Raw genomic sequence first — 11889 nt, 5'->3', positions numbered from 1 at the left:
CTGCTTTTGCCGGGGTCATGTTTGTTGCGGGCGACTCTCGCTGCGCTCGTGGCGTTGCAAGTACAGCGCAAGCTCCTGCAGCCATTCGCGAACGCTGCCATAAGGCTCGTCCATCTGGAGCAGCTTGCGAATCATGCTGCGGATTTCTGGAGACAGGGCTAGCTCCTCCTCCCAACTGCGTTCCGGCGCGCCTTCCTCGGGAGAGTAGCCGGAATAGAGCAAAAACAGGAAAAAGTGCCCAAGCGCATACAAATCGCTGGCAGGCGCCACTTCGCGCTTCAACTGTTTTTCCGACGGATAGGCGCTGAGCGATTCGGCCATGTACGTCGGCTTGTCGCCGATGAACCGCGCCAGCCCGAAGTCGATCAAATACGGCTGTCCGTCCTGCCAGATGACGTTTGGAATGCGCACATCGCGGTGGATCAGCCCCTGGTCGTGCAGATGGGCAACGAGTTGGCCGATCTGCTGCATGTAGCGGGCGCACTCGTACTCATCCACTGCGATGCCGCGCTCGAACAGCATCTCCTCCAAAGTAGGCCCTGACAAATACGTCATCACGAGAAACGAGTCTTTGCGATACGTAAAGGCGTCCAGGCAGCGAGGAAATTGCGGATGGGACAAGGAGGACAGCACCTTGCGCTCATACGCTTGCATGGCCGCTCCCTTTGGCGTATGGCGCAGGCTGGGCTTGACCTGCTTGAGCACGACCTGTTCTCCTGTAGGCGTGTGGGTGGCGAGATAGGCGATTCCGTAGCTGCCCATCCCGAGTACGTGCTGAATGTTATAAGCGCCGATCGTCGTGCCCGGGCGATAGGGCTTGTCCAGGAAGGTGTTCGTCCACCATTCTTTTACGTGCGTCCACATAGCCGCTTCTCCTCCTGTTGTCATCTTACCACGAATGGAAAAAGCCTGACCTTTTTTCGCGCAGGTTTGCTATAATCAGGTTCGGTACATGTAGACAGGAGCGACGAGTATGAATTTTATCATTGACTGGTTATCCTTTTATTTGATTGAACAGCCTGAGGAAGAAGACGGCATCAAGCAGGTGCGCATGACGCGCTACCTGGGCCATGATGAATATCAGCGCAGCGAGCTTCGCGACTTTTTGGACGGGGAGTTTGCCCGCATCGCCAAACGCAAGGTCGAAATGAATCCGAAGACGGAAGGGACGCCGACCAAGCTCGGCCAATTCGTGGTGGAGCCGGGACATCCGCTCGACTCCAATCCGAACTACGCGCTGCTGAACCGCTTGCTTGCGGCCGAGACGCCCGGCGAGAGCAAGGAGCCGTGCCAGGAGCTGGTGCAGTCGTACTTGCGGACCTCGCAGGTGCGGGGCGGCGTGCTGATTGTCGTGCGCACGCGCCTGGAGCTGCTTGATGAGCGCTACGTGTTTATTTTGAAATGCGATTTTGAACAGAAAACAGCAGTCATTACGGATGAAAAGAGCCTGATTTCCAATGTGCGTATGGCAATCAATGCGAAAAACATGAAGTCGCTGATGTATCCGTACATGATCGAATCCGGGATGAACGATCCGTATCATGTGAAAATCCATCAGTTTTCCCATGCGCGCTACTTCGAGGAATTTTTGCGCTTTATTGAATATCCGCAAACGGTGACGCAACTCGTCTCCGATGAGGTCATTTCCTTGGCCCGTCAGCATATCGAATACACGTATCCTGAGGAATCCGAGGAAAGGGTGCGGGAGGAAGAAGCGATCGAACTGATCGCAGCAAGCCCGAAGCGGGAGCTGGCGGAGAAGTGGGAGCACGAGACGGTCATGGAAGCGATGCACATCATTACCGACCGCCAGCCGGAAGTCGAACTGAAATTCAAGCTCGATCACATGCAAATTCGCACGCTGCTCGCCGATTACGGCTCGAATTTGCACATTGCCAAGGTGAACGGACGGTATTTGGTCGTGTTGGAGGGGGAGCAGCTCCAGTTTGAGCGGGGAGTGTCTCCGGTGGAGTTTGCGAAGCCAAAATCATTGGCCGAGGTCGTCAAGGAGATCGAGGAGCGCAGCAGCCACTACGCCCAGCCAATGGTCAGCATGCCAAGCGCCGTCGACGATACACCGCCTTGGGACTAAACGATGAGGGGGACTACCGCCATGCAAGAAAAAGGACTGATTCTGATCGGGCAGGAACAAAACGTGTATCCTGTCCTGCGCCATGTCTCTATCGCCGAGAAGTTTCCCGGTCGCTTTGTCGTCCGGGAGCACACAGCAGATACGCGCGTGCTGTATGCGCTTGACCGTGGCGAAGGCTACGCGCTGATTGAGACGGGCATGCTCGCTCAGGTCGGTTGGACAAACGAACAGCTCCACCAGTACGCGATGGACAATTTGCAAAAGCTGCCGTACACGGTGAAAACGCAGGAAGTGGCGGGCAACCGGATTCATTTTATCAGCCCGCCGGACGGCTACGCGGCAAGCCGGATTCTCCTGGACTCTCTGCTGCGCCGGTTTGACCAAGAAAAACGTGGAGACTCGCTCGGCGTGGCCATTCCGCATCAGGATGTGCTGATCGTAGCGGACATGACCGGGGAAGTCGGCGCGAACTTGCTCGCCCGCCTGACCTACGATTTTGCCTCCAAAGGCCAGGTGCCGATTGCCGTGTTGCCGTTTTTTTGGGAGGATGGAGAGTTGACGCCGTTTCTCGTCGTCTCGCACGACAAAGACAGCAAGCCGAATAACAAGTAGAAAGCGCGAGGGGCTCTCGCGTTTTTTTGTTTTGCAGCCGGGCAAGCAGGGGTTAATGCAGGCTCTAGCGGTCGAAGTTTGTTGCTTTTTTTGTCTGAGTTATCTTGTGGTAGAATCTGACTGGAAGCAAAAATTGCCAGGCAGGTCTGAAAAAGGGAGCGTCACTATATGCACATGCGCAACTTCATGATTGGCCAATACGGTCAATTCGATCACAAAAAGTACAAACGAGACTTTAAAAAAGGGTTTTACGGAATCGAGGCGTGTCTGCTTGCCGCAGAAGAAGACGTTCAAACCTTGCAGCGGGAAGCGCAAGTTAAAGGTTTTCAGATCGGCGTTCATTTTCCCCTCAGGGCGGGAGAATCTCCATTCAGGGACGCGTTGTTCATGCACCCCGATGATGGACTGCGAAGCGAAGCATTTGCGCTTGTCGAGCGCGAATTGCAGTACATGCAAGTGCTCAAGCCCGTTTATGTTTTGTTCCATTATCCAAAGCCCGTCATTTTGGATGATCGCGTCGACTGGCAAGAGTGGCGCTTTGCAGACGCCAGCGAGTACGTTTTTGAATCGGAATATTCAATTTCCGCTTTTGTGGAAAGAAGCGAGAGGTTGTTTGCTTGGCTTAGCGAAAAGGGAGAGGCGTATCAGTTTGTCCCCGTCTTGGAATTTGATGCGCTCAATCGGTACGTATATGAGACAGATGTGGTAGAAAAACTGCTTATGAAATATCCGAAGATCAAGCTGTGCCTGGACAGCGGCCGACTATTTTTGCAAGACAAAATCGACCCGCACTTCGATTCGAGGCGAGTGGTGAAGTCTCCATCTGTGGACGATGAAAGCGACGGATGTTTTTTCCCACAATCATTATCCTGTGCTGCCAGCCTGTAAGCCTGAATTTGGCTGGGCGCCAATCGAAGACTACTTGCGGATTGTGAGGGAGATAAACTCGGATGTCAAAATTATGTTCGAGCATCGCTCCGAGCTGATCGACGACAAGCAACTGATGACCTGCTACACCTGGGTGGAACAACTGCTGTACGGGGAACGGGAGCCGGCCGATAGCTAAGCCAATCTACTCGCCAAGCAACAACTCCACAAACCATCCCGCCTCGTGAATCAGCCAGTAGGGCTGCCGCGGTCCGTATATGTACAGGTCTGTCGCAACAGTAAGCATGTTGCGCACACGCTGCTCATCTCCCATCATGCGGGCACACACGCCCATGACCATCCACGGATACGTGTCGCCAGTCACAAACGCATCGAAGCGAGGAAATGCTTTCGTTATCCGCTCATAGAGCATGGAGGGGACTGTAGGCTCGCACAAGCTGTACACAATTGGAAACGCCTGTGAGGTGACATCTGGATACCATTTTCGCCAGCCGGGATGGGAGCGGTCGTACATTGCGTACGAACGGCGCAGGCGGCTGTACATGCCGGCAATTCCGGCCTTGCAGGCGGCGGCGCGCACAGAAGCCTCCTGTGCCAGCAGCGCATTGCCGAGCGAGGCAAACAAGTAGTGCGCGTCATCCAGTCCTTTAGCGACCTCGCAATTGTCCATCAAATATTTGACGCGAAACGAATGTTTGGCCCAGGTCAGGCCGTCTGTTTGCTGCAGCCGGGCAATCCCTTGCAGCAAGTACGCGAGCACGTCCTGATTGGCTTCGAGCCAGGAGCAATCGCCTGTGCTGCGGGTCCACTCCGCGACGACAGAGAAAAAAGTCGCGTGGTAGCTGTCTTCGCTGTCGGCTGCCCCCGTGTCGAGCTCTTGTCCGCGATCGAGGCGAAAGTCGTTGATGTAACCGTCCGCATTCAAATGCTGCACATACCAATCCATGTAAGCGCGGACCGCCTCCCACTCTTGTAGCCGGACAAGCGCGATCAAGGCCAGATTGGTAAAATACGGATTGATCTGATCCCGGCCAGGTCCCAGCAGAAAAGCCCCGCCAGGAAGCTGGCAGGACAAAAGATAGTCACGTTGATGGGCAAGCAGGTCGCTGCGGGCGTCGTACATAGAGGTGTGGCCTCCATTCTCAGGTGAACGTTGTCACCAATTTTACGCCGTATTCCATCCAGTGCAAAGCCCGCATGTACGAGGCGGCGTCAATCGCAGGCAGTTGTGCGGGCTTTTCCACCTCCTGATGCCATTTTTCGTCCCGGAACCAGTCGACGCCATCGGCGGGCGCGTGCTCGACGTCAGCCCAGACGGCGTGCAAGGAGGGACTGTACAGCTTGGGCTGTCCGGGCATTAGCTGGTCGCCCTCCAGTCGCAGCTCGTAGCCTTTGTCCGCTTGCCCCGAGCGGCGGCGCGGGGTAAACAGATGCGGCCAATAGTCTGCGCGCGAGCCGGTATGCGGGATGCGCGTGCAAAACGTGCGCATTTTTTCCAGCCGCTGGCGATCTGCGAACAAAAGCTGGTACAAAGTCTTCCCGATGGCGATGCGCTGGATGAGATCCGGAAAATGATGGACGTTCACTCCGGCGATACTCAGTCTTTTGTCAGTAGGGTGCGCCTTGTAGGGAAACAAAATCTGGTTGAGAGAAAAAAGCGATTGCGTAAAAAACGCATACGTGGAAAAAATGCGTTTCATCGTAAACGGTTTATGTACGACGCGCTGCTCAATGTACTGCTGTTCGTTGACGATCAGGGCGCGCGTGAGCCGCGAGCTGTCGCCTGACGCGAGGAACTCCTGCCAGTACGGCTGCATGAATACGGAGACGCCAAGTGGTGCGAGCAGTGAAGTCAAATCCTCGCCACGCCGCTTCATCTCGGCATACAGGAGCAGTTGCGGGTAGGCATCGTAAAAAATCAGCCAGTTGCTTCGTTCCAGCATCCAGAAAAACGGCTCGATTTCCGCTTCGTCCAAGATGGCGGGAAGCCATTCGCCTTTCAAATCGGTCATGTTCCAACCGCCGTTGCGCGAGACGAGGTGGGCGAGCAGCGCCCAGTGGACTTCCTCATGCTGGCGGTAAAAATTGAGATACGCCTGGGTGCGGGTGACGTTGTTGCGGTTGGCGATGTCCGTTTGCCGCCTGATCTGGGCGACGAGTCCTTGGTGGTCGAGAGAAGTAATCGTTGTCATGGTCATGAATGCTCCTTGCCCTTTGCCATTGGAACAGGCCAGCGAGGGGAAATGGGGAAATGCTTTAGTTGTTGAGAGGGTGAAAAAAGCAGGTCATGAAAAACGACCCGCTTTCGTTTCAACCAATCATTTCCAGGACCAGAAGCCGAACGAGCAATTTTTCCTTGGCTTCTTCCCACGATTTGGCGAAGATGACAACATGCTCGGATTGAAACTGGGTTTCTGCGACAAACATGCCGTCCTGTTCGTAAATGTTCATAGATGATCGTCCTTTCCGCTGCCTTTCAAGCATTGTATGCTATCATCAGAGAGATGATGCATACAAAAGTGCTGGAAAAAGCAAGCAGGAAGGTGGAAACACGGTGAGAATCAAGCTGACGAAGGAAGCTGTAGACCAATTGCAAAAAGCGACGCGACCGGTGCGGATCAACGGCGAGCTGGTAGGCGGCTGTGGAATGACGGTCGAATACGCGCTCTGGCTCGATGAGGCGACACCGCAGGATCAGGTGATACAGGTCGAGGGGATGACGCTGTTGCTCGACCCGGAGACGATCGCGTACATCGGCTCGGAGGCGCTGACGATTGACTACCGTCCGCAGCAAGGCTTTCGCCTGGTCACGCCTGAGCAAATCGTGGCTTACGGCCTGTCGCTCAAAGAGCGCTGGGGCTGACGTTTTTACTTGGGCAAAAATTGCAGGATGAACGCGAGAATCCCGGCAGCGATGAGCGGGCCGACTGCGACGCCGCGGAAAAACGTGACGCCGATGATCGTTCCGAAAAGCAGTCCCGTGACGATCAACGGATTGCCAGCCATCAGCGCCGTTCCTTTTCCCGCCAGGTAGGCGACGAACACGCCGATGACGACGGCCAGCACCGTTTGCCAGTGGGTGAACAGGTCCAGCATGGAGGCGGGAGTGATTTTTCCGCTCGCAAGCGGCGTGAGAATGCCGATCGTCAAAATGATGATGCCAATCTGCAAGCCATGCTGCTCAAGCACCGGGAAAAACCGTTCCAGCGACAGAAGCCGCATCAGCAAAAGAAGCGCTACCGCGATCGAGACGGTCGCATTATTTCCCACGATGCCGAGCGCAAGCAAAAGCAGCAGCGCAAGATTGATGACGTCCATGGCGATTGTGCTCGCTTTCGTTTTTGCCAGTAGTATATCCAGACGCGGCAGGGTTCGTGTTCGGCCAACAAAAAAAGAGATCAGCATGCTCGTCGGCGCTGATCTCTTTTTTCGTTAGTCGTACCAAAGTTCCAGCATGCCGACCGGAAAGCCGGTCTGCTCGTCCGAATCAGGAAAGCGGCCCCAGGCAAACACGCCGTTGAAATAATCAATGGTAAACGGCTGATCGTAGTTGGCGACACTGTACTTTCCGCCAATGCGAAATTCTCCCGTCCCCAAGTAATACGACTTCGCCATGAAATACTTTTGCGTAATAATGGCAAGCTGTGACTCGTCACCCAGTTTCTTTTTCTCCTCGGCTTCCACGTGCAGGCGTTCCATCTCCTCCTGCAGCTCAGCGAGAGTCATTTGACTGTACAAACGCAACGGACTGCCTCCTTTCCATACAGGTATATTGTAGCAAAAGACAGGGGAAAAGGCGATGGATGGAGAAAGCTCTAACGGGAATGGAGGAGAAGAAAACAATGACACGATTTGACTTGACTGGAAAAAAAGCAATCATTACCGGAGCGGGCAGGGGCATCGGAAAAGCGCTTGCTGTCGGTCTGGCGGAGGCAGGCGCACAGGTTGCGGTCGTCTCCCGAACCGAGTCGGACTTGCAGGAAGTCGTGCAAGCGATTGAGGCAAATGGCGGGGTAGCTTGTCCGATCGCAGCGGATGTGACGGAAGCAGGGGCGGCGGAAAAAGTCGTAGCCCAAGCCCTGGACGCTTTGGGCGGCTTGCATATCCTCGTGAACAACGCAGGCATGAACATCCGGAAAAAAGCCCATGAAGTGAGCGAGGCAGAGTGGGATCGCATCATGGACCTGAACCTGAAGGCGGCGTTTTTCTTGAGCCAGGCTGCCGCGAGGACGATGTGCGAGCAGCGCTACGGACGGATCGTCAACATCGCGTCTGTCGCAGGGCTTGTGGCGCTGCGCACGGGAGTGGCCTACGGAGCGAGCAAGGCAGGCGTCATTCAGATGACGCGCGTGCTTGCGCTGGAGTGGAGCAAATTCGGCGTTAATGTCAACGCGATTGCGCCGTGGTATTTCCGCACGCCGCTGACGGAAGCGCTGTTGAATGACGAGGCGTTTGTGCAAGAAGTGTTGCAGCGGACTCCAAGCGGACGGATTGGCGATGTGGAAGATTTGGTTGGCCCTACGATTTTCCTTTCGTCCGATGCGGCTGCCTACATATCCGGTCAAACGATTGCGGTAGACGGCGGAATGTCCGTGTACGGCTTTTGACGATTCGCAATGAAAAAGGAGACGGCAACCATGAATATGCGCATCGCAAGCGCCAAAGACGCACCGATTTTGACTTCGCTCATGCACGCCGCGTTTCAGGCGGCGGTTCCGCCATCGAGCGCCCTTTCGGAGACGGTGGAGGATGTCGCGACACAACTGGCAGAGGGGAGAGAACAAGCGGCCATTTGCTGGGAGGACGATCATCCGGCAGGGATGGTGCGGTTTTTAGTGGAAAGCTGACTCGCTTTACTTTTTTTCGGCTCTCCGTCGATCCTTCCCGGCAAGGCAGAGGAATCGGCCGTTCGATCATTCGCTGGCTGGAAGCGTGGGCGGCCCAAAACGGAAAAGCAGCGTTGACTTGCCGAGTGAGGATGGAAATGGAAGCAAACATGAGGCTGTACCGTTCGGAAGGCTTCGTGGTGACGCAGGAGGAAATCGTGCAAAGGGAAGGGACGACAGGCATCCCTACTGCGCATATGCGAAAAACCATCGGTAACTAGCAAAAAAAAGGGGCATTCCCGCAGGGGGAATGCCCAATTATTTGGGGGCGATTGAGAAAAGGCACGATTGGCGCATGTGACTGGATTGCTCTCACCCAATACAGTCAATCAGCCAGCTACTGTTAGCGTAGGCATACGTAGATGGAACACTTCGATCTACCCATGCTTACGTTAAAGAAGTCATTCTAGGAAGAACATCGTACTTTTTCTCAATGCGTTGAAAAAGTGCTTACACTGACAAGATATCAGCTAAAAGTAAAATTGTGATAAAATGAAAATAAAGTATTATTAAATTTTTCGCGATTAACGGGCAAAACGGTGGTTGCCGATCACGACTATCTGGGGCCTGGACCAGATCCATTTGGATGTGGCGGTATCAGGATTGAAGAAGTAGAGGGAGCCATTGGTCGGATCCTTTCCATTCACCGCATCCGCGACTGCCCGTCTGGCGCTCTCATTTGTTTGGGACGAGAGTCTGCCGTTACGGACTGGCGAAAACGCGTTGGGAGCGAAAATGACCTCCCGTACCGTGTTTGGAAATTGTGAAGAAGCTACCCGATTCAATACGACAGCGGCAATCGCTACCTGTCCCTCATACGGTTCACCCCGGCCTTCCGCATAGACCAACCGGGCAAGCAGTTCCATATCCCTATCTGAAATTTTTCCTTTTCCATGCCGAATCACTTTGCGGCGATCGTCCCGGCTGACCTGGACAGAATCGCGCTTTACTTGTGTGGCAGGGATAGCAGTTTTTGTTTCCTTTTTGGCAGCCTGTACGGGAGCCGCTGTGGCTTGTACCGGAACAGGCGCTGTTTTCTTCACGTGAGGTGCCGAAGCGCTCGTCGGCGTGACGAACAGGCACAGAAGAAGCAAGGCAAAACTGTTGAGAAAGAAGAAAAAGCGCATTCGCGCTTCTCGTGTCTTCATGGTGAGAACCACTCCTTTTCGCTTTTTGCTTTTGATTGCGGAAGCGAATCGGGTCTTTAGCAAGTCTAGCGGGAATGGTTGGATAGCGCAAGAGGAAATTGGTCCCACGGTACTATTTACTAAAACAGAAAGTTGTGAAAATGAGAGGGGCGAAAAGCAGCAGATGCTTGTATCTCCTGTGCTCTCAAAGCAAAACACCACTGTGCAAGCACAGTGGTGTTTTGCTGTTCTAGTCTGAAAGTCTTACTTTTCGGTAATGGTTACGGTGTTGATTTTGATCGGTTGCTCCGGCACGCTCAGTTCGCCCGTTTGCGGATTTTTCTTCACTTTCGTGCCCGCAATTTTTTGCACGACATCCATTCCGCCTACGACTTTTCCGAAAATGGTGTAATTCGGTACGTTTTCCAAACCTTCTACATCTTTTCCGGAACCGATGAAAAATTGGCTGCCGTTTGTGTTGCGTCCAGCGTTAGCCATCGCGACCACGCCGACTTCGTATTTGTGGCCGTTTTTCAGCTCGTCCTCGAACGTGTAGCCAGGGCCGCCGGTTCCGTTGCCCAGCGGATCGCCCGTCTGGATCATGAAATCTTTGATGACGCGGTGGAAAGTCAGACCGTCGTAAAACTTGTCTTTGGCCAAAAAGACGAAGTTGTTCACGGCAATTGGCGCGTCTTTGGCGAACAGATCAATCGTAATGTCTCCCATTGTAGTGGAGATTTTCGCTTGATAAGTCTTGTTTTTGTCGATCTGCATGGCAGGAGCTTTGTCGTACTTTTTCTCGCCAGTAGGGCCTGGAGGCTGGGCAGGCTCCTTGGAATCAGGTTTTGCAGTTGGCGTAGTCGGCTGAGTAGGCTCTGTCGGAGCCGTTTCGTTGCTTGCACTGGAACAACCCGTAACCAAGGCGATTGCCATCAGACATGTGAACAGGGTCATGAAAAACTTTTTCATCTTGTGCACCTTCCTTTGTTTCTTACCTATTGGGTAGTTCGGTTTCGAATTATAGCACAAATGGACAGGCAAATGCCAATCAGCTAGTCTGTCCAGCTTCTGGCATGGTATGATGGTAGAAAAAGGGTGAACGACGTGGGCGAACGATTCGAAACGACTACCGTGCATATTGGACACGCGCCTCTGAGGCAAGCGGAGAGCAAGTCTACCCCGATTTACCAGACATCTGTTTTTGCCTTCGATAGCCTGGAAGAAGTCGAAAAGTACTACGCGGGCGAAGGCGAATATTTGTACACGCGCAACGGCAATCCGAACCAGGCCGAGCTGGCTTTTGCCGTTGCCCGTCTGGAGCAAGCGGAGGCGGGGGTCAGCGCGGCATCCGGCATGGGGGCGATCATGGCTGGCTTGCTTTCGATCCTCTCCCCCGGCGATCACGTTCTCGCCTCTCACGAAATATACGGAGGCACTTACGCGTTGCTGCAAAAAGAACTGTCGCGTTTTGGCATCGAGCTGGAGTGCATCGTGCTTGACGAGGGGACCCATTTGGCGAGCCGCGTACGGCCTACGACAAAGCTGTTTTTCGTGGAAACGATTACCAATCCGCTGCTCACGGTGGTCGATCTGCCTTCCTGGATTCGCCAGGCAAAAGAACTCGGCCTGTTTGTCATGGTCGACAATACGTTTGCGACGCCGTATCTCGTCCAGCCGATCACCTTTGGCGCGGATTTGGTCGTGCACAGCGGAACCAAGTACATCGGCGGGCACAGCGACGTGACGTGCGGTGTGCTGGTCGGAAGCCGTCCGCTCATCGAGCGCGCGACGGAAATCGTCGTCAATTACGGCGCGTCCCTCAGTCCGTTCGAAGCGTGGCTGGCGGCGCGCGGGCTGAAGACGTTGGCGGTCCGAATGGAGCGGCAATGCGACAATGCGCGCGAAGTGGCCAGGTTTTTGCAAAGCCATCCGGCTGTCAGCCGCGTCTACTACCCGAGCCAGGAGGCGACGTCGTTTTTCGCCAGACCGAAGCAAGGGGCGATGGTGTCGTTTGCGCTTCGGGATGAGAGTGAGATTTACGAGTTTTACCGGGCCCTGGACTGGATCCAGTTCGTGCCGTCTCTGGCCGGAGTAGAGACGAGCGTTTCCCATCCGGTTACGACCTCGCATCGCGCTTTTTCCGAGGAACAGCGGCAGGCGACCGGGATTACGATGGGACTGGTCCGCATGTCTGTCGGGATCGAGGCCATCGACGACATTTTGAGCGAGCTTGGCCGTGCTTTAGGGAAGTAATTGAAAAAAGGATGATCCGTTGTAACTTCTT

16 protein-coding genes are annotated in these 11889 nt (G+C 54.4%); 8 read left to right on the top strand and 8 right to left on the bottom strand.

Annotated features, from left to right (window positions below; all coding sequences use genetic code 11):
- Positions 1-15 precede the first annotated feature (15 nt).
- Positions 16-864: a serine/threonine protein kinase gene (locus tag AC3WJN_RS00150; protein ID WP_005835757.1), complete on the bottom strand. Its 849-nt coding sequence runs from the start codon at positions 862-864 to the stop codon at positions 16-18.
- A gap of 109 nt (positions 865-973) precedes the next feature.
- On the opposite strand from AC3WJN_RS00150, the gene AC3WJN_RS00145 reads away from it, so the two are divergent.
- The 3 genes from AC3WJN_RS00145 (at position 974) to AC3WJN_RS00135 (ending at position 3592) form a co-directional block, all read left to right on the top strand.
- Complete coding sequence (locus AC3WJN_RS00145; RefSeq protein ID WP_007786985.1) at positions 974-2092, top strand: DUF3900 domain-containing protein; 1119 nt, start codon at positions 974-976, stop codon at positions 2090-2092.
- 21 nt (positions 2093-2113) lie between these two features.
- On the top strand, positions 2114-2704 hold the full coding sequence (locus tag AC3WJN_RS00140; RefSeq protein WP_005835753.1) for a DUF1444 family protein: 591 nt from the start codon (positions 2114-2116) through the stop codon (positions 2702-2704).
- A 168-nt stretch (positions 2705-2872) separates the two neighbouring features.
- Positions 2873-3592, top strand: a complete 720-nt coding sequence (locus AC3WJN_RS00135) for an apurinic/apyrimidinic endonuclease family protein (protein ID WP_007786987.1) — start codon at positions 2873-2875, stop codon at positions 3590-3592.
- 184 nt (positions 3593-3776) lie between these two features.
- Here the strand turns inward: AC3WJN_RS00135 and AC3WJN_RS00130 are convergent, their stop codons facing one another.
- The 3 genes from AC3WJN_RS00130 to AC3WJN_RS00120 form a co-directional block, all read right to left on the bottom strand.
- Entirely contained in the window at positions 3777-4715 is a 939-nt protein-coding gene (locus tag AC3WJN_RS00130; RefSeq protein WP_007786991.1) for a hypothetical protein, read from the bottom strand.
- A gap of 19 nt (positions 4716-4734) precedes the next feature.
- On the bottom strand, positions 4735-5790 hold the full coding sequence (locus AC3WJN_RS00125; RefSeq protein WP_007786993.1) for a DUF2515 family protein: 1056 nt from the start codon (positions 5788-5790) through the stop codon (positions 4735-4737).
- A gap of 112 nt (positions 5791-5902) precedes the next feature.
- Positions 5903-6043: a hypothetical protein gene (locus tag AC3WJN_RS00120; protein ID WP_007786995.1), complete on the bottom strand. Its 141-nt coding sequence runs from the start codon at positions 6041-6043 to the stop codon at positions 5903-5905.
- Between the two features lie 103 nt (positions 6044-6146).
- Between AC3WJN_RS00120 and AC3WJN_RS00115 the strand changes: the two genes are divergently transcribed.
- Positions 6147-6455 (top strand): iron-sulfur cluster biosynthesis family protein, encoded by a 309-nt coding sequence (locus tag AC3WJN_RS00115; protein ID WP_005835746.1) that lies wholly within the window; start codon positions 6147-6149, stop codon positions 6453-6455.
- Positions 6456-6460: 5 nt separating this feature from the next.
- On the opposite strand, the gene AC3WJN_RS00110 is transcribed toward AC3WJN_RS00115, so the two are convergent.
- Together AC3WJN_RS00110 and AC3WJN_RS00105 are read right to left on the bottom strand one after the other, a co-directional pair.
- Complete coding sequence (locus AC3WJN_RS00110) at positions 6461-6910, bottom strand: DUF441 domain-containing protein (RefSeq protein ID WP_025845972.1); 450 nt, start codon at positions 6908-6910, stop codon at positions 6461-6463.
- 114 nt (positions 6911-7024) lie between these two features.
- Positions 7025-7336: a YfhH family protein gene (locus tag AC3WJN_RS00105; protein WP_005835742.1), complete on the bottom strand. Its 312-nt coding sequence runs from the start codon at positions 7334-7336 to the stop codon at positions 7025-7027.
- Between the two features lie 98 nt (positions 7337-7434).
- On the opposite strand from AC3WJN_RS00105, the gene AC3WJN_RS00100 reads away from it, so the two are divergent.
- Genes AC3WJN_RS00100 through AC3WJN_RS00090 form a run of 3 tightly spaced genes read left to right on the top strand, consistent with a single transcriptional unit; the run spans position 7435 to position 8699 of the window.
- Positions 7435-8199: an SDR family NAD(P)-dependent oxidoreductase gene (locus AC3WJN_RS00100; protein ID WP_005835740.1), complete on the top strand. Its 765-nt coding sequence runs from the start codon at positions 7435-7437 to the stop codon at positions 8197-8199.
- 30 nt (positions 8200-8229) lie between these two features.
- Positions 8230-8439 carry a hypothetical protein gene (locus AC3WJN_RS00095; RefSeq protein ID WP_007787000.1) on the top strand — a complete coding sequence of 70 codons (210 nt, stop codon included), beginning with the start codon at positions 8230-8232 and terminating at the stop codon, positions 8437-8439.
- Positions 8385-8699 (top strand): GNAT family N-acetyltransferase, encoded by a 315-nt coding sequence (locus AC3WJN_RS00090; protein WP_157179557.1) that lies wholly within the window; start codon positions 8385-8387, stop codon positions 8697-8699. Before AC3WJN_RS00095 ends, AC3WJN_RS00090 begins: the two co-directional genes overlap by 55 nt.
- 303 nt (positions 8700-9002) lie before the next feature.
- Here AC3WJN_RS00090 and AC3WJN_RS00085 read toward each other — a convergent pair whose 3' ends face one another.
- Together AC3WJN_RS00085 and AC3WJN_RS00080 are read right to left on the bottom strand one after the other, a co-directional pair.
- Positions 9003-9626, bottom strand: a complete 624-nt coding sequence (locus AC3WJN_RS00085) for a cell wall hydrolase (RefSeq protein WP_007787004.1) — start codon at positions 9624-9626, stop codon at positions 9003-9005.
- Between the two features lie 243 nt (positions 9627-9869).
- Positions 9870-10574, bottom strand: coding sequence for a peptidylprolyl isomerase (locus tag AC3WJN_RS00080; protein WP_005836293.1), 705 nt, complete (start codon positions 10572-10574; stop codon positions 9870-9872).
- Positions 10575-10709: 135 nt separating this feature from the next.
- Between AC3WJN_RS00080 and AC3WJN_RS00075 the strand changes: the two genes are divergently transcribed.
- On the top strand, positions 10710-11858 hold the full coding sequence (locus tag AC3WJN_RS00075) for a trans-sulfuration enzyme family protein (protein WP_007787007.1): 1149 nt from the start codon (positions 10710-10712) through the stop codon (positions 11856-11858).
- Positions 11859-11889 lie beyond the last annotated feature (31 nt).

The sequence above is a fragment of the Brevibacillus sp. FW306-2-1A-C05A genome, from assembly GCF_058781555.1.
This window is presented reverse-complemented; position numbering and strand designations above follow the sequence as displayed.

Excerpts from the sequence above, each read along its gene's own strand:
- AC3WJN_RS00150 (WP_005835757.1), bottom strand. The coding sequence starts at position 864 with ATGTGGACGCACGTAAAAGAATGGTGGACGAACACCTTCCTGGACAAG.
- AC3WJN_RS00145 (WP_007786985.1), top strand. The coding sequence starts at position 974 with ATGAATTTTATCATTGACTGGTTATCCTTTTATTTGATTGAACAGCCT.
- AC3WJN_RS00140 (WP_005835753.1), top strand. The coding sequence starts at position 2,114 with ATGCAAGAAAAAGGACTGATTCTGATCGGGCAGGAACAAAACGTGTAT.
- AC3WJN_RS00135 (WP_007786987.1), top strand. The coding sequence starts at position 2,873 with ATGCACATGCGCAACTTCATGATTGGCCAATACGGTCAATTCGATCAC.
- AC3WJN_RS00130 (WP_007786991.1), bottom strand. The coding sequence starts at position 4,715 with ATGTACGACGCCCGCAGCGACCTGCTTGCCCATCAACGTGACTATCTT.
- AC3WJN_RS00125 (WP_007786993.1), bottom strand. The coding sequence starts at position 5,790 with ATGACCATGACAACGATTACTTCTCTCGACCACCAAGGACTCGTCGCC.
- AC3WJN_RS00120 (WP_007786995.1), bottom strand. The coding sequence starts at position 6,043 with ATGAACATTTACGAACAGGACGGCATGTTTGTCGCAGAAACCCAGTTT.
- AC3WJN_RS00110 (WP_025845972.1), bottom strand. The coding sequence starts at position 6,910 with ATGGACGTCATCAATCTTGCGCTGCTGCTTTTGCTTGCGCTCGGCATC.
- AC3WJN_RS00100 (WP_005835740.1), top strand. The coding sequence starts at position 7,435 with ATGACACGATTTGACTTGACTGGAAAAAAAGCAATCATTACCGGAGCG.
- AC3WJN_RS00095 (WP_007787000.1), top strand. The coding sequence starts at position 8,230 with ATGAATATGCGCATCGCAAGCGCCAAAGACGCACCGATTTTGACTTCG.
- AC3WJN_RS00085 (WP_007787004.1), bottom strand. The coding sequence starts at position 9,626 with ATGAAGACACGAGAAGCGCGAATGCGCTTTTTCTTCTTTCTCAACAGT.
- AC3WJN_RS00080 (WP_005836293.1), bottom strand. The coding sequence starts at position 10,574 with ATGAAAAAGTTTTTCATGACCCTGTTCACATGTCTGATGGCAATCGCC.